This is a genomic window from Cellvibrio sp. ARAG 10.3 (assembly GCF_051846955.1).
Taxonomy (GTDB): domain Bacteria; phylum Pseudomonadota; class Gammaproteobacteria; order Pseudomonadales; family Cellvibrionaceae; genus Cellvibrio.
Window position 1 is genome coordinate 277,765 of sequence record NZ_JBPYCU010000003.1, and the last position, 24,178, is coordinate 301,942.

The 24,178-nt window shown below is 54.6% G+C and carries 21 protein-coding genes; 9 read left to right on the forward strand and 12 right to left on the reverse strand.

Going from position 1 to position 24,178, the window contains the following annotated elements; genetic code table 11:
- Nucleotides 1-62: 62 nt before the first annotated feature.
- The 4 genes from ACSV5M_RS05825 to ACSV5M_RS05840 all read left to right on the forward strand — a co-directional run bounded on the left by ACSV5M_RS05825 (nt 63) and on the right by ACSV5M_RS05840 (nt 3,011).
- Nucleotides 63-644 carry an SPOR domain-containing protein gene (locus ACSV5M_RS05825; RefSeq protein ID WP_439174673.1) on the forward strand — a complete coding sequence of 194 codons (582 nt, stop codon included), beginning with the start codon at nt 63-65 and terminating at the stop codon, nt 642-644.
- 118 nt (nt 645-762) lie between these two features.
- The gene (hslV, locus tag ACSV5M_RS05830) at nt 763-1,287 is read left to right on the forward strand and encodes an ATP-dependent protease subunit HslV (protein WP_439174674.1); all 525 of its coding nucleotides are present in this window, start codon (nt 763-765) and stop codon (nt 1,285-1,287) included.
- A 17-nt stretch (nt 1,288-1,304) separates the two neighbouring features.
- Nucleotides 1,305-2,624, forward strand: a complete 1,320-nt coding sequence (gene hslU / locus ACSV5M_RS05835) for an ATP-dependent protease ATPase subunit HslU (protein ID WP_439174676.1) — start codon at nt 1,305-1,307, stop codon at nt 2,622-2,624.
- 6 nt (nt 2,625-2,630) lie between these two features.
- Nucleotides 2,631-3,011 (forward strand): gamma-butyrobetaine hydroxylase-like domain-containing protein, encoded by a 381-nt coding sequence (locus tag ACSV5M_RS05840; RefSeq protein WP_439174677.1) that lies wholly within the window; start codon nt 2,631-2,633, stop codon nt 3,009-3,011.
- Between the two features lie 4 nt (nt 3,012-3,015).
- On the opposite strand, the gene ACSV5M_RS05845 is transcribed toward ACSV5M_RS05840, so the two are convergent.
- Complete coding sequence (locus ACSV5M_RS05845) at nt 3,016-3,825, reverse strand: undecaprenyl-diphosphate phosphatase (protein WP_439174678.1); 810 nt, start codon at nt 3,823-3,825, stop codon at nt 3,016-3,018.
- 166 nt (nt 3,826-3,991) lie between these two features.
- On the opposite strand from ACSV5M_RS05845, the gene ACSV5M_RS05850 reads away from it, so the two are divergent.
- Both ACSV5M_RS05850 and ACSV5M_RS05855 read left to right on the forward strand, forming a co-directional pair.
- Entirely contained in the window at nt 3,992-4,555 is a 564-nt protein-coding gene (locus tag ACSV5M_RS05850; RefSeq protein WP_439174679.1) for a DUF4136 domain-containing protein, read from the forward strand.
- 97 nt (nt 4,556-4,652) lie between these two features.
- A complete protein-coding gene (locus ACSV5M_RS05855) occupies nt 4,653-5,243 on the forward strand; it encodes a hypothetical protein (protein ID WP_439174680.1) in 591 nt (196 codons plus the stop codon).
- On the opposite strand, the gene hldE is transcribed toward ACSV5M_RS05855, so the two are convergent.
- From hldE to ACSV5M_RS05905, 10 genes are all read right to left on the reverse strand, one after another.
- Nucleotides 5,205-6,629: a bifunctional D-glycero-beta-D-manno-heptose-7-phosphate kinase/D-glycero-beta-D-manno-heptose 1-phosphate adenylyltransferase HldE gene (hldE, locus tag ACSV5M_RS05860; protein WP_439174681.1), complete on the reverse strand. Its 1,425-nt coding sequence runs from the start codon at nt 6,627-6,629 to the stop codon at nt 5,205-5,207. The two genes, ACSV5M_RS05855 and hldE, sit on opposite strands and share 39 nt — an antisense overlap.
- Before the next feature lie 108 nt (nt 6,630-6,737).
- On the reverse strand, nt 6,738-8,528 hold the full coding sequence (gene msbA / locus ACSV5M_RS05865; RefSeq protein ID WP_439174682.1) for a lipid A export permease/ATP-binding protein MsbA: 1,791 nt from the start codon (nt 8,526-8,528) through the stop codon (nt 6,738-6,740).
- Between the two features lie 104 nt (nt 8,529-8,632).
- Nucleotides 8,633-9,760 carry a glycosyltransferase gene (locus ACSV5M_RS05870; protein ID WP_439174683.1) on the reverse strand — a complete coding sequence of 376 codons (1,128 nt, stop codon included), beginning with the start codon at nt 9,758-9,760 and terminating at the stop codon, nt 8,633-8,635.
- Nucleotides 9,745-10,929: an O-antigen ligase family protein gene (locus ACSV5M_RS05875; protein WP_439174684.1), complete on the reverse strand. Its 1,185-nt coding sequence runs from the start codon at nt 10,927-10,929 to the stop codon at nt 9,745-9,747. Before ACSV5M_RS05875 ends, ACSV5M_RS05870 begins: the two co-directional genes overlap by 16 nt.
- Before the next feature lie 12 nt (nt 10,930-10,941).
- Nucleotides 10,942-12,069 carry a glycosyltransferase family 4 protein gene (locus ACSV5M_RS05880; RefSeq protein WP_439174685.1) on the reverse strand — a complete coding sequence of 376 codons (1,128 nt, stop codon included), beginning with the start codon at nt 12,067-12,069 and terminating at the stop codon, nt 10,942-10,944.
- The gene (gene rfaP, locus ACSV5M_RS05885; RefSeq protein WP_439174687.1) at nt 12,069-12,929 is read right to left on the reverse strand and encodes a lipopolysaccharide core heptose(I) kinase RfaP; all 861 of its coding nucleotides are present in this window, start codon (nt 12,927-12,929) and stop codon (nt 12,069-12,071) included. The genes ACSV5M_RS05880 and rfaP overlap by 1 nt, the downstream gene beginning before the upstream one ends.
- A gap of 23 nt (nt 12,930-12,952) precedes the next feature.
- Nucleotides 12,953-14,005 carry a lipopolysaccharide heptosyltransferase II gene (gene waaF, locus ACSV5M_RS05890; protein WP_439174688.1) on the reverse strand — a complete coding sequence of 351 codons (1,053 nt, stop codon included), beginning with the start codon at nt 14,003-14,005 and terminating at the stop codon, nt 12,953-12,955.
- Between the two features lie 67 nt (nt 14,006-14,072).
- Nucleotides 14,073-15,002, reverse strand: a complete 930-nt coding sequence (locus ACSV5M_RS05895; protein ID WP_439174689.1) for a branched-chain amino acid transaminase — start codon at nt 15,000-15,002, stop codon at nt 14,073-14,075.
- A gap of 100 nt (nt 15,003-15,102) precedes the next feature.
- Nucleotides 15,103-18,090, reverse strand: coding sequence for a bifunctional [glutamate--ammonia ligase]-adenylyl-L-tyrosine phosphorylase/[glutamate--ammonia-ligase] adenylyltransferase (glnE, locus tag ACSV5M_RS05900; RefSeq protein WP_439174690.1), 2,988 nt, complete (start codon nt 18,088-18,090; stop codon nt 15,103-15,105).
- Nucleotides 18,091-18,264: 174 nt separating this feature from the next.
- Nucleotides 18,265-18,606: a DUF805 domain-containing protein gene (locus ACSV5M_RS05905; RefSeq protein ID WP_439174691.1), complete on the reverse strand. Its 342-nt coding sequence runs from the start codon at nt 18,604-18,606 to the stop codon at nt 18,265-18,267.
- 343 nt (nt 18,607-18,949) lie between these two features.
- On the opposite strand from ACSV5M_RS05905, the gene ACSV5M_RS05910 reads away from it, so the two are divergent.
- Nucleotides 18,950-19,732, forward strand: a complete 783-nt coding sequence (locus ACSV5M_RS05910; protein ID WP_439174692.1) for a sulfite exporter TauE/SafE family protein — start codon at nt 18,950-18,952, stop codon at nt 19,730-19,732.
- Nucleotides 19,733-19,734: 2 nt separating this feature from the next.
- On the opposite strand, the gene ACSV5M_RS05915 is transcribed toward ACSV5M_RS05910, so the two are convergent.
- Entirely contained in the window at nt 19,735-21,507 is a 1,773-nt protein-coding gene (locus tag ACSV5M_RS05915) for a GspE/PulE family protein (protein ID WP_439174693.1), read from the reverse strand.
- A gap of 279 nt (nt 21,508-21,786) precedes the next feature.
- Here ACSV5M_RS05915 and ACSV5M_RS05920 point away from each other — a divergent pair, with 279 nt between their 5' ends.
- On the forward strand, nt 21,787-22,467 hold the full coding sequence (locus ACSV5M_RS05920; protein ID WP_439174694.1) for a TIGR00153 family protein: 681 nt from the start codon (nt 21,787-21,789) through the stop codon (nt 22,465-22,467).
- Nucleotides 22,468-22,499: 32 nt separating this feature from the next.
- Nucleotides 22,500-23,774, forward strand: a complete 1,275-nt coding sequence (locus tag ACSV5M_RS05925; protein ID WP_439174695.1) for an inorganic phosphate transporter — start codon at nt 22,500-22,502, stop codon at nt 23,772-23,774.
- The last annotated feature ends 404 nt before the right edge of the window (nt 23,775-24,178 follow it).

Consider the following 24,178-nt stretch of genomic DNA (forward strand, 5'->3'; position numbering starts at 1 on the left):
ATAGTGACTCACCTGCACCACGCAAGTACAATTGCGCCCACCCTGAGTTTGATGAAGTTGCCATGTCCCGAGATTACGCCAAAAAAAATCGCGCCCCCAATCGTCGTCGTGCACCGGCCAAACCCGCTGTGCCGGGGTGGGTATGGTTATTAATTGGCGGGGTGCTGGGTGCGTTTATCATGTTTTTGGTTTACCTGGCCGATGTCGTGCCACCCCCAACCAAAACGCAACAACCTGCCCCGGAAAAACCCAAGGTGACACGCACACAAACCGAAGAAGACGTGCCCAAGCCGCGTTTTGATTTTTATAAATTACTACAGGAAAGCGAAGTCATCGTACCCGCCACTGAGCCGGCACAAACCGTGGAAAAAATTGCACAACCCCAGCCGGATTCCATGGAGTACATCCTGCAAGTCGGCTCGTTCCGCAACGATGTGGATGCCGATAAATTACGCGCACAACTTATCCTGCTGAACCTCGATGCGCGTATTGAAAAAGTGACCATCCGCAACGGTGAATTATGGCATCGCGTCATCGTCGGCCCGTTTCAGGACCAATCCCGTCTGGCCAGCGCGCGTTCCACCCTGGTGGCGAATCAATACAATGCCCTCATGTTAAAACGCGACAAAAACGCGGCGCCCTGATCCCGGGCCGCCGCCCGTAAAATAATCTGCTTGAAATTACCCACCCCGCCCCCACTTTTCAGGGAATCCCTGCGGCTTACGGCCGCAGTCCGCAACAGTTCAACAAAGGATTTCCCCTGTGACCACAATTCTCTCTGTACGCCGTGAAGGCCAAGTTGTGCTTGGCGGCGACGGTCAGGTTTCTCTCGGCAACACGGTGATGAAAGGTAACGCGCGCAAAGTGCGCCGACTTTATAAAAATCAGGTTATCGCCGGTTTTGCTGGCGGCACCGCCGATGCCTTCACCCTCTTCGAGCGTTTCGAAGCCAAACTTGAATCTCACAACGGCCAGTTGGTGCGCGCTGCTGTGGAGCTTGCCAAAGACTGGCGTACAGACCGGGCGCTACGGCGACTGGAAGCACTGTTGGCCGTGGCCGATAAAGAAGCTTCATTGATCATCACCGGCAACGGCGACGTTATTCAGCCTGAAGACGACTTGATTGCTATTGGCTCCGGTGGTCCTTTTGCCCAGGCAGCGGCGCGAGCACTGCTGGAAAATACGCACCTGGATGCACGCAGCATCGTAGAGAAAGGTTTGCATATTGCCGGTGATATCTGCGTCTTCACCAATCAGAACCACACCATCGAAACATTGGAATATTAATTTTTTGGATACTGATTATGTCCACCATGACACCCCGTGAGATTGTTCACGAACTGGATAAACACATTGTCGGCCAACAGGAAGCCAAGCGTGCCGTAGCAATTGCACTACGCAATCGCTGGCGCCGCATGCAGGTACCCGCCGATATGCGCAGTGAAATTACCCCCAAGAATATTTTAATGATCGGCCCGACCGGTGTCGGTAAAACCGAGATAGCCCGCCGCCTGGCCAAGCTGGCCAATGCGCCGTTTATTAAAGTGGAAGCCACCAAGTTTACCGAAGTCGGTTATGTCGGTCGCGATGTTGAATCCATCATCCGCGACCTGGTGGATGTTTCAATCAAGATGCACCGCGAGCACGCACTGAAGACGGTACAACATCGTGCAGCAGAAGCGGCGGAAGAACGCATTCTTGATGCATTATTACCGCCGGCACGCGGCGGCGATCCAACGTTGAATAATGAATCCGGCACGCGCCAGGTATTTCGCAAAAAACTGCGCGAAGGCGAGCTGGACAATAAAGAGATTGAGATTGATCTGGCGGCTACGCCGGTCGGTGTTGAAATCATGGCACCACCCGGCATGGAAGATATGACCAGCCAATTACAGAATATGTTTTCATCGTTATCAAGTGGCAAGACCAAAAAAACCAAACTGACAGTGAAACAGGCGTTCAAGCAATTGCAGGAAGAAGAAGCCGGTAAACTGGTTAATAACGAAGATATTAAAGCGCAAGCCATAGAAGCAGCCGAGCAAAATGGCATTGTCTTTATTGATGAAATCGACAAGGTTGCGCGCCGCGGACAAACTTCCGGTGCAGATGTGTCACGTGAAGGTGTCCAGCGGGATTTATTACCCCTGATCGAGGGCTGCACTGTCACCACCAAACACGGCATCATCAAAACGGATCACATTTTGTTTATCACCTCCGGCGCATTTCATTTAAGCAAACCGTCAGATCTGATTCCGGAGCTGCAGGGGCGTTTGCCGATTCGTGTCGAACTGAGCGCGCTAACCCCGGATGATTTTGAGCGTATCCTTACCGAACCTCGCGCTTCACTGACGGAACAACAGCAAGCGTTGCTCGAAACAGAAGGCGTGACGATTCAATTCACCAGAGACGGTATACGCCGAATTGCCGAGACGGCGTGGGAAGTGAATGAACGCACCGAAAATATCGGCGCGCGTCGCCTGCACACCATCCTCGAACGTTTACTGGAAGATATTTCTTTTGATGCAGGCAATGAAAAAACCCAACTCGAAATCAATGCGACGTATGTTGATGAACACCTGGGAGAGCTGGCTAAAAATGAAGACCTCAGTCGTTATATTCTGTAGTGCAGGGTGAACGTTTTGATTCCCACCAAGGTTCAGTTGCACAAACAATCCAGAAGGCTGGAATTGCACTTCGGCGCCCAAGTGTATCAACTGGGTGCCGAATATTTGCGGGTGCATTCACCCAGCGCCGAAGTCAAGGGACACGGGCCGGGTCAGGCGGTTTTACAGTTTGGCAAAAAAGATGTGGGCATTAGCGGCATCGAACGCGCCGGCAACTATGCGTTAAAAATTCTTTTTGATGACGACCACGATTCCGGCATCTACACCTGGGATTACCTTTATCAGCTTGCCGTCGAACAGGAACACAAATGGCAAGTTTATCTTGACGCACTGGCTGCCGCGGGCAAAACCCGCGAGAAAGACACCAGTGTCGTCAAGTTTGTTTAATGTTTCAGGGCGTCGGATTCCAGTAAAGCACAATCAAAAAAATCCCCAATGCAATGCGATATACCACAAAAGGTTGCATACCGATCCGGCTGATAAACGCCAGGAAATAATAAATACACAAGTAAGCGCTGATGCCAGAAACGAGCGTTCCCACAATCATTGCCGTCCAATCCACCGCAACTTGCGCATGCACCAATTCGTTGGTCTCTACCGCGCCGGCAATGATAATCACGGGAATGGAGAGCAGGAAGGAAAAACGCGCAGCAGCTTCGCGGGTAAAGCCCAACATCAAGGCCGCCGTAATCGTAATACCGGAACGCGATGTGCCGGGAATCAAAGCCAACGCCTGAGCACAACCCACCCAGAAGACGTCCCATTTATTCATCTGGTATTCACTGCGCGAACCGCGATGGCGCCAGTCGGCCCACGCCAGTAGCAGGCCAAAGGCAATCAGACCGAAGGCTGATACCAGAGGTGAACGCATCGCAGTAGCCACCAGATCTTTAAGAAAAAATCCGGCGATGCACACCGGAATGGTGCCGACGATAACGGCCCAGGCCAAACGGCTGTCTTCGGAGGATTCACGACGGGTAATAGACGCGAGCCAGGCATAATACATCCGTTTGATATCGTGCCGGAAATAGATCATCACCGCCGTCAAACTACCCACATGCAGTGCCACATCAAATGCCAGCCCCTGATCAGGCCAGTCAGCAAAGATAGGAACCAGTAATAAATGCGCCGAGCTGGAAACCGGTAAGAACTCGGTCAACCCCTGCACCAATGCCAAAACAACTGCCTGAATTAAATCCATAACGACTACTCGCCATTGGTTGGTGAAAGCGGGGCAAGTCTGAAATAAAACCCCAGCATTTGCAAACCGCCTGACTAAAGATTAAAAATGGCAATGATTCACAATAAAGATGGTCGAATCACTGGACAATAATGCGGATAGCATACTTTACCTCGAGGACACTTTTATGAACCCACAACTGGCGAGTATACCGACAATGTCCCGCTCACTTTTGCATTTTTGGCTGCTCGCACTGGTATTGATCATGTGCGGATGCGCCAGCACCAAATACAACCAGGACTTCAAACCTGGTACCGACTTTAGCGGGCACAATACTTACAACTGGCGTAATACCTCATCAGAAATCCCGGGTGTCAGCGCGCAGCAACTCCAACGACTGGCAGATACCCAACTGGCCAGCCAGGGATTCAGCCGCACTGAAAGTAATCCGGGGCTGCTGATTGATATGACGGTGGTGTCACGTATTCGTACCGGCTCCTCCACTGGATTGGGATTATCTATTGGTTTGCCGATTGGCCGGCACGGCAACATCGGAGTGGGCGGAGGTAAAAGCATGCCCAACGACAAGCAGGAGGGCATCATCATCGTGGATATCACCGATACGTCTACCAATAATTTAATCTGGCGCGGCAGTGCGGAAGCTGTGCCGCTGCAAAATTTCTCGCTAAGCAATGAAGCAAAACTCGCTGAGGTGCTACGCAAACTCCTGATTCAATATCCGCCCAAATAATGTCGCCGCGCAGCAGATCAGTGATCAGCTGCGCAAACCACTTATGACATCCGTTCTGCTCTCTATTAACGCCCATAGATCGACATGGATACTGGGCGTGTTGTCGTTGATCAGTCTGGAATCCTATCGATTCTGGAGCCAGGGGTTTATCAGTACCTCCGAGCAGGGCCTGCTGGAAGTGGGGCAGAGTATTTTTTTACTGCTGGCTTGTCTGTTACATAGCTATCACAGCCATACCAATACAACGGCCCCACTCTATCGTTACCTGCATGCAGGACTGGGGCTCTTCTGCCTGGCGTTGCTGCTACGCGAACTCGATATAGACAAACTGGGAAATCAGGATAACCAGTGGTGGCGTTATGTTGAATGGTTGGTGCGCGCAGTGGCACTGTTGGGGATTATGATTTACGGGGGGAAATTATTCAGGCACCCGGATATTACATTTACTCGCCTGACATCATTGGCGGCTACGCCGGCTCTTGGTTTTACCGTTTGGGGAATCTGTTGTTACCTTTGCAGTTGGCCATTTGATAAATCTATCTTCGACCTTCCGCCAGCGTTATCCGCCTGGGCAGAAGAAACGCTTGAACTCAATGCAACGATTTTATTCTTCTGTGCAGCCTGCACAAGACTCTCTCACACCGATAACTCATTGCTGCCGAATTTTATTCACGATGGCCGTGGTTGAACAACTGTCAATAAAACTCAATACCTTGACACTGCCACCATAGCCTTTGACGATATCGCCCCCAACGACTTGATGCTCACGATAGTCACCGCCTTTTACCAACACATCCGGTTTTAGATTGCGCAGCAAACGTTCCGGTGTATCGTCTTCAAAATATAACACCCAGTCCACCGCTTCCAGCCCGGCCAGGACTGCCATGCGACGATCCACGGGATTGATTGGGCGGCCTTCACCTTTCAAGCGTTTTACTGACGCATCGCTGTTGATGGCAACAATCAGGCGATGCCCTAACTTGCGCGCTTCTTCCAAGTAACCAACGTGACCGGCATGGATAATATCGAAACAGCCGTTGGTAAATACAATTTTTTCACCGCGTGCACGCGCATCTTCCACCGCTTGCAACAACTGTTCTTCACTGACAACACCGCGCTCTGAACCTTGCTCACCCTGCAAGGCAAAACGCAATTCCGGCGCGCTGACTGCTGCGGTACCCAGTTTGCCGACGGCTATGCCGGCAGCAAGATTCGCCAGGGCCACGGCTTCTGTTAGGGGCTGGCCCGATGCCATCACAGCGGCAACAACCGCGATGACGGTATCGCCCGCACCGGTCACATCAAACACTTCGCGTGCACGCGCGGGTAAATGCAATTCCGGTTGATTAGGACGGAGCAAGGTCATGCCTTGCTCGCCGCGCGTTACCAGTAGTGCTTGTAAATCCAGCTCCTGCATTAACGCACTGCCTTTGCTAACCATTTGTTGCTCGCTGTCACAACCGCCCACAACCTGCTCAAATTCCTGCAGGTTGGGTGTGAGCAAGGTTGCACCGCGATAACGGGAAAAATCTTTGCCTTTGGGATCAACCAATACCGGAATGCGACGCATGCGCGCCATGGCAATCAGCGCCTGACAATCCTGCAAACTGCCCTTGGCATAATCGGACAATACCAGCGCATCCATCTGCGGCATGATAAGGCCGGCTTTTCGCGCAAATTCATTGCTGTCCCGCGCATCAAAGGACTCTTCAAAATCCATACGCAGAATTTGTTGGTGCCGACTGATAACACGCAGTTTGGTAATCGTGGGTTTGTTGCGGGAAATTTGAAAATCCGTATGGATGGATGCTGCTTTTAAACGATTCTGTAACACAATACCGGCATCATCATCACCGATGGTGCCGATCAAACAGGCCGCTGCGCCAAGCGCGGCAATGTTGAGCGCAACGTTGGCCGCACCACCGGGACGCTCTTCCGATTGACTCACCTTGATCACGGGAACCGGCGCTTCCGGCGAAATACGCGATGTATTGCCATGCCAGTAGCGATCCAGCATAACATCACCTATAACGAGCACGCGCGCGCGATCAAAAAAAGGCATGGTCAGATTCATGATATTTCCTTTGGTTTTATCCCATAAAACCTGTTAGTCAGAGAACCGTTGCACCTGTTACACCTATTGACAGCGGCTCACCGGATATCCTGTGTTACCCAGCGTAATTTATTCAGCAGGCTTACTGGCATCCTGGGGTTCATCGCGAAATTGCATCGAATATAAATTCGCATAATGTGCGCCCTTGGCCAGCAGCTCGGCGTGAGTACCCTGTTCTACAATCTCACCGGCGTCCATCACGACGATGCGATCAGCCCGCTCAATCGTGGACAGGCGATGGGCGACCACAAAGGTGGTGCGATTTTGCATGACGCTTTCCAGCGCCGCCTGAATAAAACGTTCGGACTCGTTATCCAGTGCGGACGTTGCTTCATCCAGAATCAAAATCGGTGCATCTTTCAGGATGGCTCGCGCAATCGCGAGACGTTGCCGTTGACCACCGGATAAACGCGCACCACTTTCACCAATCATGGTGTCAAACCCTTGCGGCAGTTGCTCAATAAACTCTGTCGCATGCGCCAGGTCCGCCGCGCGGCGAATCGCGACCATGTCCCGATCCGTCAAACTGCCGTAAGCAATATTGCCGGCCACCGTATCATTGAACAAGGTGACATGCTGATTTACCAAGGCGATTTGTTGGCGCAAATTAGCCAAGCGAAAATCTGCCAGTGGAATGCCATCGATGGCGATTTCACCCTGGTCATAGTCATAAAAACGAGCCAGCAAATTAACCAGCGTTGACTTACCACTACCGGAACGCCCCACCAGGGCAATGACTTCACCCGGCATCACATCAAGGTTGATATCTTTCAGCGCCGGCTTATCACTTCGGGCGTAATGAAAATATAACTGTTTAAAACTGACCTGACCCTGAACGCGCTCAACGGCTTGCGTACCCTCATCACGCTCGGGCGCCTGGTCGAGCAAGCTGAACACGCTATCCGCCGCCGCAACTCCCTTAAGAATAATCGGAGCCACTTCACCCAGGCGGCGCATGGGTTGCAACATGGCACCCACCGCAGTCATGTAAGCCACAAACTCCGCCGGGTTACCCAGCTCCATCACATTCAGCGCAAGATAAATCAAGGCCGCGATTGCAAAGGCAACAATCAGCTGAATCAAGGGCGTATTAGCCGCCGCCGTTACCACGATCTTCATATTCTGCTGGTAATTTTTTTTGCTCGCCGCTTCAAAACGTTGCCTTTCATAATCTTCGCCGCCGAAGCTGCGCATCACGCGATAACCGGTAATCATCTCGCTGGTGACCTGGGTAATATCACCCACCGTGGTCTGCACCTTGGTGCTGAGCCGCCGCAACCGCTTGCCTACTGTGGTCACCAATGAACCAATCAGCGGCGCAATCAAAATAAACACCAGCGTCAGTTTCCAATCTGTATAAAACAGATAAGACAACAAGGCGATGACGGTCAGCCCCTCGCGTAACAATATTTTTATCGCATCCGTCGCGGCGGCGGTCACACCATTGATGTTATAGGTGATGACCGATACCAGATGACCGGAGCTTTGATCATCAAATGTCATACTCGGTAAACGCGTCATATGATTGAACACTTGCACGCGTAAATTGTGAATGACACTGAAGGCAACTCGCGATAAAAAATACACGCCGGCAAACGCGCCGATGCCACGCAGCACCGTCAAACCAATGACCTGTAAGGGCACCAGAAAACGTTCCTGCGGATTATTATTTTCAATAATGTTAATCAGGTTTTCGAGAATCTTGATAAACATCGTGGTGGATGAAGCGTATATCGCAAAACCCACAATGCTGATCACAAACATCAAACGGTAGGACTTAAGGTATGACAGCAACCGCAAATAAATTTTCAGCGCTGATGTTTCCACAACCGGTTGTGCGGTTTTGTTTTTGTCTGCCATAAATCGCCTATTTCCGAGGGGAAACTCTACTCGCCCGTCGTGATATTGTGTGTAAGAAATTGTAGCCCCGGAGCATTAACCAACAGGCATATTCTCGCTTGGTTTTATTCAATACCTGATAGCTTCTGTTCGACCAATGCGCGGTAGGCCGAACGAAAATGCCCGATATCGTAATGCTCCAGCACACGTTGGTGATGCAACACCCCTTTGGCCCGACGCTCTGCCGGCGACCATTGGTAAAACGTTTCCATGGCCGAACGCATGGCGACTTCATCGGTTGTATCAACCGTTACGCCGCAACCGGCAACGATGCTGCTTAACGGCTCCACATTATTCACCAGCGCAGGCAAGCCGAGGGCCATGGCTTCCAGCAGGGCAATACCAAAACCTTCCGACGCCGAGGGAAAGACAAACACATCCAGCGCCCGGATATAGCGCATTGCCTGGGGTACATAACCGGTTAAAAAAACCTTGCCATGTAAATGATGCCGGGCGATGTATTCGTCCAGCGCCGGGCGCAGTTCGCCATCGCCGATAATCACCAGAAATACATCCTCACGTGCGCCGCAAAACTGGTGAAACGCTTTGAGCATTTCCAGATGACGCTTGCCTTTCACGCAGCGCCCGACAGTACCGAATATCAAACCGGTTGCAGGCAGTTGCAAGGCCGCACGGGCTGTGTTTGCGTCCATTGCCTGGGACTCAATCGCCCCGACATCAACCGCGTTGTTAATCGCCGAGGTGTTGTGTTCATACAAACCGCAGCGGGCATTGATCAGGTAACGCCGCACCGGCTCGGATACACCCACCATATGCCAGCGCTCATCTAATGAGAGCCGCATCATCCAGCGGCGACCGAACCGATCAAACTCGCCAAAAGCATGGATGATACCAATACACAGTCTTGCCGACACTGAGCGACGCAATTGCATCAACAAATGCACGGGTTTGTACATATTGGCGATGACCACATCAAATGTGTTGGCTTCCAGAAACGGACGTACCTTTTTCATCGCTTTGAGGCGTAAGCCTTTGTAATCGGTTTTGTCCAACCCAAGGAAAACGCACTGATGGGCCAGAGCATCGGTCGCTGTGGGCTCGCCGGTTTCAAGATAAACCAGCGTGACCTGATAATGTTCCGGTGGAAAGGCGTTAACCAACTCGGCCGTGAGGTAGGAAATACTCTCAATGTGCCGGGTTTGCAAGATCATCACCTTTATCTTGTCAGGCATCGGCGGCGCCCCATGACCACGGCGGCCAGTAACCCGGCGGGAACCCAATACATCAACCATTGCGTGTCAGGACGTGTCAACAGGTTGGAGCCATTGGTAAAGAGACACAGGCTGCCGTAGGCCAGCCAGAGATACAGTGGCAGGATATCCCGGTCGCGGCTGAAGCTCTTCGCCAGCAACACCCAATGCCACAGGGCCAATAACAGGCCGATCAACCCGGTATAGTAAAGGATGTCAATCCACGAATTATGTGCGTGATGAAACACATCCACATCGGGGATGATGATGCGCGAATCCCGCTCCAACCCAAGCCCAAACAATGGCCGCTCCAGGGAGCGATCCAACAGTTCTATCCAGATAGCGTCGCGAAATGAGAAGGAGATGCCGCGTTTTTCCAGCACGTCATCCATATTGGTCAAGGTAAACAACGCCAAACTGCCGACAATCGCCAGGGTCACCTGCGGCACCCAGATAAGCGGGCGCGGGCGCACAATCAGGAGACCGGCAAAACACACCAGCATCAGCGCCATGGCCGCTCCGCGGCTTTGGGACATCAGGATAACCAGCGCGCACACCATGGCGGCAATAAAAAACAGAGGGGACAGTTTCCAGTTTTCCTCCTGCAAGGATTTCAGGTAGGCCAGCAACGCCGCCACACCAAAAATCTGCGCCACGATGGTGGAGTTTTCAGCCAGTCCAAACCCGGAGAGACGCGCCGCGATGGAGTAGTTTTTGTAGACGTAGAAAAAGTAAACCGTGACCAGCGAGCAAACTACCCCGATGCAGATAACCACCAGGTAAAGCCGTTGCAGATTGACCGGACGGTAATAGAACAACCAGGCCACACCGCACAACCAGAAGGCCAGGAAAAACCATTGCTTGAGGAAAAAATCGAAATCTGCGGCACGCCCCCAGAGCGAGGACAACACACAATAAGCGGCAAAGACCAACGCGGAGATGGTGAAGTAACCGCCGTATTCTTCCGTGCGCCATTTACGCCAGGGCAGGACCAGCAGAAAAGGCAACAACAAAAAAACATAGAACACCGCGCGTAACGGCGCAGGCCCTGAGGCCCAAAAAAAGGCGGATAAAAACAAATAAATACCGAGCGCTGCCCAACTGAGACAAAAGGTTTCCCGGCGGGCCCATTTCAGTGCGTTTAGTCGCATAGTTCTGTTAACTCATCCCGCCTGCATCGGCGCCAGCTGTTCAATAAAATCCACAGCATTATCCATCATTGAAAAAATGTCGTTAGTGGCGATAAAGTCCCGCGCCCGCTGCCGCCAGATCTGCGGATCAGATGCCGCCACGTCCGCCACGACATCCGCCAAGTGGTGGTCTGCCGTCGCCGCCGTTATCACGCGCCCCTGTTGCTGCCGGGCCACGTAATGCGCATAACCGCATACGTCTGTCGCAATGACCGGTAACCCAGCCACCATGGCCTCCAGCAATACGGCGCCCGCCGCTTCGCTATGAGCGGGATGCAAGAAGACATCGGCAGCCCACAAGAGTTGCGCCACATCATCGCGCGCGCCCAGAATCCTTAACTGCTCCCGCACCCCCAGGGATTGCGCCAGCTTGATAAACACGTGGGGATCATCCTGGCCAGCCACCCACAATTGCGCCCGCTGACGTAAATCCTCAGGCAAGTTCGCCAGGGCGCGGATGCTGCGCGCGAGGCCTTTGCGGCGGAAATCCGAACCGACCATCAACATCAAGAAGGTATCGGCCGATAAACCAAAAGCCGTCCGCCAGTGCTGACGTTGTGCCGGATAATCCGGCGGCATAACCCGGTCACGTTTGATGCCCGGTGGCAACAGGTGCAGCCGCGTATCCGGCGTGTCGTAGTAACGTTGAAACGGCGCGACCTGGGCCGGGGAGATCAGCAGTATCTGCGTCTTGCTGGTCGGCGCGAACACGGCGCGCTCCAGGGCCAGATAATGCCGGCTGCGACCGCTTAACCGATACCACCAGCCGCGCTCCTCGTAGGCCTTTTGCGCGAAGCACACATCGGCGGCGTAATAAACATCAAGACCGGGCATTTTATTGAAACCCACCACCAGGTCCAGCTTTTCTTGCGCGCGGCGCGCCTGGAACTGTTTAACGAAGGACTGAGCGCGGCCGTGGTTGGTCAGCGCCCGGGTCGGCAGGATCACCACGGGGATTTCAGCCGGTTTATCGCCTGTCCAGCCTTGGGTATAGATAGTCACAGCATGACCGCGCGCCACACAGGCGCGCGCCATGGCGAGCATGTCTCGCTCCAGGCCGCCGTAAGGGAAGTAGTGAAACAGGGTAAATGCAAGGCGCATCAGCTCTCATCTCGCCGTTGTTTTACACGTTGCTTCAAACGCTGCTCCCGTGCATATAGGGCTTGCGCTCGTTGCTCAATCTCTCGCAGTAACGCGCTGTGATGCTCAATAATCTCTCGCAAGGATTGACCGAAGTAGTGTTGCAAAAAACGGTATACATCCCCCCGTGTCACCCCGAAATCCAGGGCTGAAAAATACAGGCTACCAATGTCCTTCACCTGCCACCGGCGGGGCACCCGCGCACGCAACTGGGCACGATGCAGGTCGACGAGATACAGGATTGGCTCGCCCTGCCCCTGGAGCCAGGCGACCATGGATTGACGGTCCAGCAGAAAGTGACAAAGGTATAGATCGCGATGATTGATGCCGTTAGCATGCAATAGCCGCGCAATCTGCGCCGTTTGTTGCAACAACACCCGTTTCTCAGCGAAGCGGAGCGTGCGCGCTTGCAAGCGCTCCAGCAGATAGTGATCGAGCTGTACCGTGCCACACAGCTCTCGGGTCACGATAAAGGACAAGCGTGTGGCCGGGTTGGTTTTTTGCTCGCCGTAAGCCACTGGCGTCAGACTGGGGATCTTGAGCTCAGCCAGTTTGTTAAGCGCCAGCCATTCGTTACGGGCCCCAATCACCGGCAAGCGCAGACGTATCAGATTCTTGATGATCTCACCCCAGCCGACGCCGGTGTGCAGCTTGCGGTAGTAGGCGCGACCAGCCAACTCAAAGCGTAATGTCTGCCGGCCCGGCGCCGCGCGTGCCACCTCGCCGTGCAGTTGCTGCACCTCGGCGAAGACATCCTTGCCTTGCCACAAGGTTTGCAATTCGTCGCGCAAAATCAGCACTTGATGGGCATTATCTGGCATTGCAATCCTGCAAGTTGAAGGGGTCAGGGTAGAGTCACCGGCACGGGCGCCACGTCCTGCAACGCCTCCAGCACCATGGACGGCGGTAAATCCTTGAGGCAGCGATGGTGTTGTTTCGGGCATTCCCGTTCAAAACAGGGCGAGCATTCGATGGCGGTCGAGACAATCCTGACCCGCTCCGTCAACGGCGGCGTAAAGGCTGGGGAGGTAGAACCGTAGATCACCACCAGGGGGCGTTGCAACGCGGCCGCGATGTGCATCAGGCCCGAATCATTACTCACCACCGCATCAGCCACCGCCATCAGATCAATGGCTTCATCCAGCTGGGTTGTGCCCGCCAGGTTGTGACAATGTACCTGCTGCACCTCATCCAACTGTTCACGAATCGCTTCAGTCACAACATTATCTTTAGCGGAGCCCAGCAACCATACTTGCCAGCCCTTGCGGATTTTATGGTCAGCTACATGCGCGTAGTAGGCCTCCGGCCACCGCTTGGAAGGGCCATATTCCGCACCGGGACAGAGTATCAACACCGGGCGGTCGCGCTGCAATCCGAATTTTGTGAGTAATTGTGGCTGGCGTGCCGGATCAATCAGCAGTTGCGGATAGGGAAATGTCTCGGGTAAAGCAGCGTGGGCGGGATAACCCAACGCCAGGTAACGCTGCACCATCAGGGGATAACGGCGCTTGTCCAGCAGGCGGATGTCGTTGAGCAAGCCATAACGCATCTCACCGCGCCAGCCGGTGCGCACCGGAATGCCGGCAAAGGCAGGTATCAGGGCTGACTTGAAAGAGTTGGGCAGGACAATGGCTTGCTGGTAATTTGCCTTGGCGAGAAACTTGCCCAGCCGGTAGCGCACGCCCAGCTCGATCTTGCCATGGCCCAGCGGCATCTCGATGGTGTTGTCCACTTCCGGCATCCGCGCCAGCAATGGCAAGGTCCAGGGCGAAGCGAGCACATCAATCTGTGTATCGGGCTTGCGCTGCTTGATGATCTTGAACAGTGACTGGGCCATCATCATGTCGCCAATCCAGGCGGGGCCGATAATCAACAGCTTGCTGGGAGATGAAGACATAAAAAACCCTGGCAATGAAAAGAGCCTACCGCTACCCCGGAGGCTTTTTGCCTCCGGGCCAGGTCAGTTAGCCGGCTACCGGCGCCAGCCAATTACCGTGATCGGCCAATTCACCGCGCACTGCCTTGAAGTACAAATCTTGCAACCGCGTGGTGACCGGACCGCGCCGACCTTCGCCGATCTGGCGTCCATCCAGTTCGCGAATGGGCAGCACTTCCGCCGCCGTCCCGGTAAAGAATGCTTCATCGGCGATGTACACTTCGTCACGGGTAATGCGCTTTTCACGGATTTCATAACCGCAATCCGCCGCCAGTTGGAAGATGGTGTTGCGGGTAATACCGTCGAGGCAGGAGGTCAGCTCTGGGGTGTAGATCACACCGTCGCGCACCAGGAAAAAGTTTTCGCCACTGCCTTCCGCCACGTAACCTTCGTTGTCCAGCAACAGGGCTTCTTCACAACCACTGTCCAAGGCTTCCTGCAATGCGAGCAAGGAATTGATGTAGTGGCCGTTAGCTTTCGCCTTACACATGGAGATGTTGACGTGATGGCGGGTGTAACTGGAGGTGCGCACTTTAATGCCCAGGTCGCGTGCCTCGGGCGACATGTAAGAAGGCCAGTGCCAGGCAGCAACAATCACGTGAACTTTAAGATTGTCCGCGCGCAAACCCATACCTTCCGACCCATAAAATGCCATGGGGCGCAGATAGGCTTCGTTGAGATTGTTTTCGCGCACCACCTGCTTGTGGGCTTCGTTGATCTGCTCTTTGGCGAAGGGCATCTTCATGCGCATGATATGCGCCGACCGAAACAGGCGGTCTGTATGTTCTTTCAAGCGGAAGATACAGGTACCGCGACTATCGCTTTTGTAGGCACGCACCCCTTCAAAGACGCCCATGCCGTAGTGCAGGGTATGGGTGAGTACGTGAACCTTGGCATCGCGCCAGGGGACCAGCTCGCCGTCCAGCCAAATAACGCCGTCGCGATCGGCAAATGACATAGCCAACTCCTAAAAAAATTAACAAAAAATCAATAAAGAGAAACGCCATCGCCAACACCGGATGGTCTGGCGATGATTCAAATTCAGTGAACCTTGCGATTTATTGGCCGGAAGGATCCTCGAGCAGCTGTTGCCACACGCGACCCACCAACTGACGCTCGGTAACAAACATGGGTTCACCTTCACCCTGTTTGCTGTGCAGTACCGCCTCCTGACGTTGTAGCGCGAGGCGGTGCCCGGTGGATCGGTAAGCCTTGTAGGCGTCGATCAAGTGGGCGACGGATTCGGCGTCCAGTAGACCGGCCTCCTCCAGTGCTCCGAGTATGCGAATGTTATCCGTGTACTTGGCGAGCTTGGGCTCTTTCCAAGCCCAGGCTAAAACGGCGTATTGAACCATAAATTCAATATCGACGATACCACCGGCATCCTGCTTGAGATTAAAAACCTGCTCGTTTTGCGCGTTATTTTTACCGCTGCCTAATTGCTCGCGCATTTTCAGGCGCATGTTGCGCACCTCTTCACGCAAGGCTGGCAATTCGCGCTGCTGGCACAGGACTTTCAGGCGCACGGCTTCAAAGGCTGCTGCCAGTTCCGCACTGCCTGCGGTAACGCGTGCGCGCACCAGTGCCTGGTGTTCCCAGGTCCAGGCTTCGTTGAGTTGATATTTTTCAAATGCCGCCAGCGAGGTCACCAGCAAACCGGAGTTGCCGGAAGGCCGCAAGCGCATATCCACTTCATACAATTTGCCGGAGATAGTGGATGTATTCAGGATGTGAATAATCTTTTGTCCGAGGCGCGTGTAGAAGGTGAGGTTATCAATCGGTTTTTCACCATCGGTGGCCAGGTTGGCCGGGGTGTTATGGATAAAGACCAGATCCAGGTCCGAGCCGTGGGCCAGCTCAATGCCGCCCAGCTTGCCGTAACCGACGATAATAAAATCCGGCTGTTCATCTGCCCGGCCATCGTCGCGCAGGGGGCGACCGTGACGGGCGATCATTTGCTGCCAGGCCAGCTCCAGCACATGCTCCAGGATTACCTCGGCGATATAGGTCAGGTAGTCGCTGACTTTCATCAGTGGCAAGGCGCCGGTCACCTCGCTGGCGGCCACGCGCAGGGCGTGGGCGGAGCGAAAATAACGCAGGGTTTCCATATGGCCTTCCAGGTCGTCCCAGCCAAGACGCAATACTTCACGGCGCAGGTCATCGCGCAAGGCGTCTTTATCGGGCGGGGCATAAAGGCTTTCGGGTGTGAGCAACTCATCCAGCAAGGCGGGGTGGTGACTCAGTTGGTCGGCGATCCAGGGGCTGATCGAACAAAGCTTTACCAGTTGATGCAAGGCGGTAGGATTTTCCATCAACAGCACCAGATAGGCACTGCGCCGGGCGATGGATTCCACCAGCGGCAGGATGCGGTTAAGCGTTTCAGTCATACCTGCCAGGGCTTCCCCGCTGGCGGAGAAACGGCTCAGGACGGCCAGCAGGCGCGGCATAAAACTGTCCAGCCGCGTCCGGCTGCTGGCCTGCATACTCAATACGGCCCGACTCTCCCGGGACTGTTGGAGCAGTTGCAGCAATTGTTCCGGTGCATCGCAGCCGTGAGCGGTCAGGAAGCGCTGGGCTTCATCGCCGACCAGCGTGCCGTCCCACAAGCCGATCCAGGGCTCGGCACCTTTGGTTGAGGCGCTCTGGTTGTCTTCCGGCGCCGCGATCACCGCGCGGAATTCCTCATTAACGCGGGCGCGATGAGCTTCAAGCACTTTGGCGAAGGCATCCCAGGAATCAAATCCCATCACCCAGGCGAGACGCAATTTACCCAGTTCGTCACTGGGCAGGGATTGGGTTTGCCGGTCCTGAAATGCCTGGATAGCATGCTCGGTATTGCGCAGAAATTCGTATGCTTCCAGCAGCGCCGTGCCAGCTCCGGCAGGCAGGTAATTTTCCTGTTCCAGAAACGGCAGCATCTTGCACACCTGGCGTTCGCGCAGCCGCGCATCGCGACCGCCGCGAATCAGCTGAAACGCCTGCACCACAAATTCCACTTCGCGGATGCCGCCCTCACCCAGCTTCACGTCCAGGTTCATGCCCTTGCGCTGCACCTGACGACGAATCAGGCTTTTCATATCGCGCAGGGCTTCGATCACGCTGAAGTCGATGTATTGGCGATAGGTGAACGGCAGCAGCAACTCCATCAGATTCGCCACCGCCTTATCAGCCTGTTCACCGCCCTCGGCAGCCACCGCGCGCGCCTTGACCATGGCGTAGCGCTCCCAATCGCGCCCCTGGGTTTGGTAATAGTCTTCCAGGGCGTCGAAGTTCAGTACCAGCGCGCCACTCTGGCCGTGGGGGCGCAAGCGCATGTCAACCCGAAACACGAAGCCATCGGCAGTTTGCAGATCCAGGCTTTTGATGACCCGCTGGCCAAGTTTGACGAAGAATTCCTGATTACTGATCTGACGCTGCTCATTGGTGGTATGGCCCGCTTCCGGGTAGGTAAAGATCAGGTCAATATCCGAAGAGACGTTCAACTCACAGGCACCTAATTTGCCCATGCCCAACACGATAAAGGGTTGGGCCAGACCCGACTGTTTGCCCATGGGCACACCGTGCTGGACAACCAATTGGCGATAGTGGAAAGCAGCCGCCTGCTGAATGGCGGTGTCGGCAAAGCGGGATAATTCAGCGGTAGTTTCCACCATGCTCGCCAGTCGATTAAGGTCGCGCCAGATGATCCGCACCATCGCCCGGTGGCGATGACGGCGCAGGGTTTTATCCAGCTCCACATCGGTTTGGCGGGCGCCGGCTGCCGCCACCAGCTCAACGTACCCCCGCTCACGCAAGGGCGTGAAAAGCTCACCGCTGCTTATCAGCTCGATCAGCAGTTCGGGGTACTGGACGCAGGTTTTGGCAAGATACTCACTGCCGACAAACGCACGGGTTACCTGGCGGGAAAAGGCTTCAACGGATACCCGTTCATCCAGCAGGCGCTTGGGTGAGGTTAAATGGTGTTGCGCGATAGCTTGCTCGAACTGTTGCCAAAAACGTGAGCCGGCTTCATGGAGCGGCGCGGGCAACTGCGAAAGATCTAGCATAAACATTCATCCCTTGGGTGTTATGGGTGGCTGCCCAAAGAATAACATTCAAGCCCTGGCGCTGCCGGAGGATTTCCCGTGAATTTAATTCTGGCAGGCGTGCTGGTGCGCACTTGAAGATAATAAAACAGCCGATCCACCGGATCGGCTGTTTTATTGTTTATAGCGGAGGCGTTATACAGCTTTGGGGTTGGGGCCGTATTCGTTGTCCGGCTGACTGTCCTGCACCAGGAACACGATCATAATGATCAAACCTATCAGCGGGATGATATACAGCAGTTGCCACCACCCACTGCGCCCGGTGTCGTGCAAGCGTCTGGCGCCAATGGCCAAAGCGGGAATCAGTGAGCCCAACCAGAACAACCCTCCCAGAATCCGCATGCCAAGAATGCCGTCGATGATGCCCAGTACAATGCCAACGATGATGTAAAACAGAACGAACATCCAGAACTCTTGACGACGCGCACGGCCAGTAAAATCTGCGTACTTTTTATAGGCACCTAAAAAATATTCCATGGTATTTCCTCTTGATTGTTGTAGGGATGGGTAACGCAATGAAACTTTTATTATGTCGGTACATCCTTGGTTGCCCGCGCTCATGATGCCCAGGGATTTCGTTAACCGCCACCGGAAATTTTATTGTCGTCGCGCAGCAAGCATCAGCCACTCTTGAGCAGAGCCCAAGGGATTTGCTACACATGACTATAGTGAGGATGGACAAAAGCGCAAGTCGTTGCCGGCCCTCCTCCGGGGTTGTATTCCATTTGCTTCTAGCGAGCTAACTATTTTCTATTTTGATTATTCCTGCCGCACTGATAGCCTGCTCCACTTGTTCGTCGCCCTCCTGTGCAAGGTTCCTATGGATTTCCAATACGCATTTATTATCGCCGGCCTGGTTGTTGGCTTTGTCGTGGGTTTAACCGGCGTCGGAGGCGGCTCATTGATGACGCCGATCCTCTTGCATTTCGGCATCACCCCCACCGCCGCGGTGGGAACGGACCTGCTTTACGCGGCTATTACCAAAGCGGGGGGCGTTCATGTTCATCATAAAAAGCGCAACATCGATTGGCGCCTGACCGGGTGGCTGGCTCTGGGCAGTGTACCGGCGGCGCTGCTTACCTTGGGTGTTTTGCGTTACGGGGGTTTTGATACCAGCAGTGTGGATGCTTTCATTAAAGTCACGCTGGGCTATGCATTGGTCTTAACCGCATTGGCCATTGTGTTCAAACAGAAACTATTGGAATACAGCCACCGCAACGATGTGTGGCTGACACGCATGAATCCCCGCCAACAAATCATTGCGACAGTCGTCACGGGGCTGGTGTTGGGCGCGGTGGTGACCATCACCTCCATCGGGGCCGGCGCACTGGGAACAGTGGCATTGTTCCTGCTGTATCCTCTGCTGCCAACGGTGCGCCTGGTAGGCACCGAGATTGCCCACGCAGTGCCACTGACACTGGTGGCGGGGTTAGGCCACGCAGGTCTCGGCAACGTCGATTGGCATTTGTTGATCAACCTGCTGATCGGCTCGCTGCCCGGTATCTACCTCGGTAGCCATCTGGCCAACCGTGTTGCTGACCATTACCTGCGGCCGGCGCTCGCCGCGATGCTGCTATTTGTGGGTGTGAAGTTAGTGGTGTAACCTCAGGCTTTTTCCGGTGGCGGTGCCACGCGCATGACCTCTTCAACGGTCGTCAAACCTGCCGCCACCTTCTGCGCGCCCGACAGCCGCAAGGTACGCATTCCCTCTTTCATCGCCTGCCGCCGCAATTCCTGCAAATTACAATCGCTGGTGATCTTTTCCTTGATGGATTCGGATAACGGCAGGATTTCATAAAGCCCCTGGCGCCCCAGATATCCCGTATCGCGACATTCCAGGCAACCTACCGGGCGACAGATCTTCGGCGGCACGTTCACCTTCCAGGGCGCCACCAATTGCTGCCAATCATCCGCTGAGATATGTCCCTCCTCTTTGCAGTGCGGACACAGCGTGCGCACCAGGCGTTGCGCCATCACGCCCAGCAGTGTGGCGTTGATCAAATACGAAGGAATCCCCAGATCCAGCAAGCGCGCCACCGTGGCGGGTGCGTCGTTGGTGTGGACGGTGGATAGAACCAGGTGACCGGTCAAGGCGGCTTGCACCGCCATCTGCGCTGTTTCCAGGTCGCGGATCTCGCCTACCATGATGATGTCCGGGTCCTGCCGCATCAGACTGCGGATACCGGCGGCAAAATCGAGGCCGATCTTGTGGTGAACCTGGGTCTGGTTGAAGGATTCTTCCACCATCTCTATTGGGTCTTCGATGGTGCTGACATTCACTTCCGGCGTCGCAATCTGGCGCAGGGACGAGTAAAGCGTAGTGGTTTTACCGGAACCCGTGGGGCCGGTCACCAGCACAATGCCATTGGGGCGGTCGAGCATAGCGCGCCAGCGATTGTAGTCTTCACCCACCAGGCCCAGATCGGTAAAGCTGCGCAGCAGCACGTCCGGATCAAATATCCGCATCACCAGCTTTTCACCAAAGGCGGTAGGCAGGGTCGACATCCGCAGTTCGACTTCGCTTTCATCGCTGCGCCGGGTTTTGATACGGCCATCCTGGGGTTTGCGCTTCTCGGCAATATTCATCCGCGCCAGCACTTTGAACCGGCTGGTCACCGCTGTGGCCACATTGATCGGCAACTCGTACACATTGTGCAACACGCCGTCGATGCGAAAACGGATACGCCCCACTTCACGGCGCGGTTCAATATGGATATCACTGGCCCGTTGGTCGTAGGCGTACTGCAACAGCCAATCCACAATCTTGACGATGTGCTGGTCATTGGCATCGGGGTCGGTCGCCGTGCCCAGATCCACCAGTTGTTCAAAGTTGGTTACGGCCGATGCCGCCGGGCCGCCGCTGGCACGGCTGACCGAGCGGGCCAGGGTGTAAAACTCAACGGTATGGCGTTCGATATCGGTGGGGTTGGCAATAACACGCTTGACGGTTTTGCGCGCGACATGTTCGATCTGGGGTTCCCAACCAGTAATAAAGGGCTGGGTGCACGCAACAATGACGTGGTCCTGGGTAACCTGCACACACAGAATGCCGTGGCGCTTGGCAAAGGCGTAGGACATCACCTCGGTCACCTTGGGCACGTCAATCTTGAGCGGGTCGATATGTACCACCGGCATCTTTGCCTTTTCCGCCAGCCATTCCGTCAGGGCATCACCATCCAGGGTTTTGGTAGGCCGCTTAAGGTCATCGAAATTCTGGCTGGCGATATAACTCAGCGGGTGCATCATGGCCTGTTCGCGGGAGCGGGTGGTACCCAGCAACATATTGGCATCTGTCTGCTTCAGGCGGTCGTCGGCCACCAGGTCAGTCACCAGGCGACGCAGATCAAGCACACCTTCAAAAACCGCAGCATGATTCATGGGAAGGCAATTCCTGTATTGGGGCAAGGATAATGTCAGCAAAAGCAGTACTGGACACGGATTTATTTAGCGAATTCCCGCTCTGTGGATTGTAGCTGCTCTTGTCCGGCGGAGACACCGCTGGTCCCGGCTTTAGCAGACTCAGCCACAAAATACAGCCCGCGGCCGTCATAAATTTGTAAAAATCCTGCGTGACCTGGCCAGCCGATGTTTTTATACTGCGCACACATTTTTACGGGTGCACCGCTTTAAAGCGCTTATTTCAAGGGGACTACCGACATGCCCATTGCTAATCCGTTTTCCAACCTCTTTGGCCGCTCGCCGATCAAGCCCATGCAGGAACACATGGCCGTCGCAGTCAAGGCCGCCGGCGAGCTGATTCCTTTTTTTGAGGCGGTGATCGCCAATGACTGGGCCAGAGCCGAAGAGGTACAAAAGGGCATCACCGAACTGGAACACCAGGCCGACGACATAAAACAGCAACTGCGTCTGCACCTCCCCAAAAGCCTCTTCCTCCCCGTTCCCCGTACCGACCTGCTCGAACTGCTCACCATGCAAGACCGCATCGCCAACCGCGCGAAAGATATTGCGGGCATCATGCTGGGCCGCAAGATGACTATCCCGGCCAATATGCACACCCAAACCCTGGAGTTTGTGCAGTCCGGCGTGCGCACGGCTGAGCAAGCGCTGACCGCCATCAATGAATTGGATGAATTGCTGGAAACCGGCTTCAGCGGCCGGGAGCTGGCGGTAGTAGAAAGGATGATTCAGGAGCTGGACAAGCTCGAAGAAAAAGCGGACGAACTGGAAATCTCCATGCGCTCGTCACTCTTCCGCCTGGAAGCTGAATTGCCGCCTATCGACGTGATGTTCCTCTACAGCGTGATCGACTGGATTGGCGACCTCTCTAACCGCGCCCACGATGTCGGTGGCCGTTTGCAACTGCTGCTGGCGCGCTAGCCGTCGATTTTCATCTTTGAGGAATACACATCATGACCGTGATTGCTGAATACGGCCACATCTTGCTTATTCTTGCCTGTGTCTTTGGCATCTTCATGGCCTGGGGTATCGGGGCCAACGACGTCGCCAACGCCATGGGCACCTCCGTCGGTTCCCGCGCCCTGACCATGCGCCAGGCGATTGTGATCGCGATGATCTTTGAATTCCTGGGTGCTTACCTCGCCGGCGGCGAAGTGACCGCCACTATCCGCAGCGGGATTGTCGACCCGGCATTGATGAGCGACACCCCGGAGCTATTGGTGTATGGCATGCTGTCCGCACTGCTGGCTGCCGGCGTCTGGCTATTGATTGCCAGCATTCTCGGCTGGCCGGTTTCTACTACCCATTCCATCGTAGGCGCCATCATCGGTTTCGCGGCGGTCGGTATTTCTGTCGATGCCGTGGATTGGGGCGCGGTTACTTCCATTGTCTCCAGTTGGGTGGTCTCGCCCGTTATTGCCGGTTTTATTTCTTTCTGGATTTTCCGCTCCGTACAACACCTGATCCTCGATACCGAAGACCCTTTCACCAACGCCAAACGTTACATCCCTTTCTATATGTTTGCGGTGGGCTTCCTGATTTCGATGGTAACGATTCTTAAAGGCTTGTCCCATGTGTTCAAGGACTCGGGCATCAAGTTCAGCTTTGGTGAAAGTACATTGATCGCTCTGGGAATCGCCGCCCTGGTTACCGTGCTCGGCATTTTCTTTTTGAGTCGCGTCAACCAGGACATGGCTGCCGATGCTAAAAATCGCTTCTCCAGTGTGGAGCGAGTATTTGCCATCCTGATGATCTTTACCGCCTGCGCTATGGCCTTTGCCCATGGCTCTAACGACGTTGCCAATGCGGTCGGCCCCATGGCGGCGGTAATCAATACCATTAATTCCAACTCTGTTACGTCAAGTTCGCCGGTAGCCCCCTGGGTTCTGTTGCTGGGCGGCATCGGGATTGTCGTGGGTCTCGCGACTTATGGCTGGAAGGTCATCGCCACCATCGGCAAAAAAATCACCGAACTCACACCCAGTCGTGGCTTTGCCGCCGAAATGGCCGCCGCCGCTACCGTGGTGGTTGCCTCAGGCACAGGATTACCGATTTCCACCACCCATACGCTGGTGGGTGCCGTATTGGGCGTTGGGCTGGCACGCGGTATCGGCGCCCTCAACCTTGGCGTTATCGGCAGTATCTTTATGTCCTGGATCATTACCCTGCCTGCCGGTGCCGGCCTTTCCATCCTGTTTTTCTTCTTCTTCAAAGGCCTGTTCTCCTGACAGCCGATGATGCGCTGGCGAGCTGTCAGCGCATCATCCTCACATTCCCACGTTTTACTCTCCATAGCTCGATCCCCCATGCGCCCCATTTTTGCACACCCTGGATTCAACCTGGCGCATAAACAACGTTGTCAAATAATTTACAAACCTTTTCTTTTTTATTCTTCTTTAAACAATCCATTACTTTTCAATAAGTTAAAAATTTTGCCCAATAAAATTATCGCGTTCTTATGTCGACAGCAGCGACAGCAGTCGTCGAAGCAATTGACAACGTTGTCCACCGGGGTTTAAAAGTGTCACGGGTGCCATTGTCCGCCCGCTCCCAACCATTACAGATACGGATGCCAGATCAACCGGCTACGGCTGATTGATGGGATAGGACAGCAATGATTGGGAAGGCCGGG

What these genes read in the sequence shown, in the direction of transcription:
- ACSV5M_RS05850 (WP_439174679.1), top strand. Translation starts at nt 3,992, where the DNA reads ATGAACCCACAACTGGCGAGTATACCGACAATGTCCCGCTCACTTTTG.
- msbA (WP_439174682.1), bottom strand. Translation starts at nt 8,528, where the DNA reads ATGGCAGACAAAAACAAAACCGCACAACCGGTTGTGGAAACATCAGCG.
- rfaP (WP_439174687.1), bottom strand. Translation starts at nt 12,929, where the DNA reads ATGCCAGATAATGCCCATCAAGTGCTGATTTTGCGCGACGAATTGCAA.
- ACSV5M_RS05905 (WP_439174691.1), bottom strand. Translation starts at nt 18,606, where the DNA reads ATGGAATATTTTTTAGGTGCCTATAAAAAGTACGCAGATTTTACTGGC.
- ACSV5M_RS05895 (WP_439174689.1), bottom strand. Translation starts at nt 15,002, where the DNA reads ATGTCATTTGCCGATCGCGACGGCGTTATTTGGCTGGACGGCGAGCTG.
- ACSV5M_RS05845 (WP_439174678.1), bottom strand. Translation starts at nt 3,825, where the DNA reads ATGGATTTAATTCAGGCAGTTGTTTTGGCATTGGTGCAGGGGTTGACC.
- glnE (WP_439174690.1), bottom strand. Translation starts at nt 18,090, where the DNA reads ATGCTAGATCTTTCGCAGTTGCCCGCGCCGCTCCATGAAGCCGGCTCA.
- ACSV5M_RS05915 (WP_439174693.1), bottom strand. Translation starts at nt 21,507, where the DNA reads ATGAATCATGCTGCGGTTTTTGAAGGTGTGCTTGATCTGCGTCGCCTG.
- ACSV5M_RS05870 (WP_439174683.1), bottom strand. Translation starts at nt 9,760, where the DNA reads ATGCCTGACAAGATAAAGGTGATGATCTTGCAAACCCGGCACATTGAG.
- hldE (WP_439174681.1), bottom strand. Translation starts at nt 6,629, where the DNA reads ATGAATCTGACCATGCCTTTTTTTGATCGCGCGCGCGTGCTCGTTATA.
- ACSV5M_RS05880 (WP_439174685.1), bottom strand. Translation starts at nt 12,069, where the DNA reads ATGCGCCTTGCATTTACCCTGTTTCACTACTTCCCTTACGGCGGCCTG.
- ACSV5M_RS05910 (WP_439174692.1), top strand. Translation starts at nt 18,950, where the DNA reads ATGGATTTCCAATACGCATTTATTATCGCCGGCCTGGTTGTTGGCTTT.
- waaF (WP_439174688.1), bottom strand. Translation starts at nt 14,005, where the DNA reads ATGTCTTCATCTCCCAGCAAGCTGTTGATTATCGGCCCCGCCTGGATT.
- ACSV5M_RS05920 (WP_439174694.1), top strand. Translation starts at nt 21,787, where the DNA reads ATGCCCATTGCTAATCCGTTTTCCAACCTCTTTGGCCGCTCGCCGATC.
- ACSV5M_RS05825 (WP_439174673.1), top strand. Translation starts at nt 63, where the DNA reads ATGTCCCGAGATTACGCCAAAAAAAATCGCGCCCCCAATCGTCGTCGT.
- ACSV5M_RS05875 (WP_439174684.1), bottom strand. Translation starts at nt 10,929, where the DNA reads ATGCGACTAAACGCACTGAAATGGGCCCGCCGGGAAACCTTTTGTCTC.
- ACSV5M_RS05925 (WP_439174695.1), top strand. Translation starts at nt 22,500, where the DNA reads ATGACCGTGATTGCTGAATACGGCCACATCTTGCTTATTCTTGCCTGT.
- hslU (WP_439174676.1), top strand. Translation starts at nt 1,305, where the DNA reads ATGTCCACCATGACACCCCGTGAGATTGTTCACGAACTGGATAAACAC.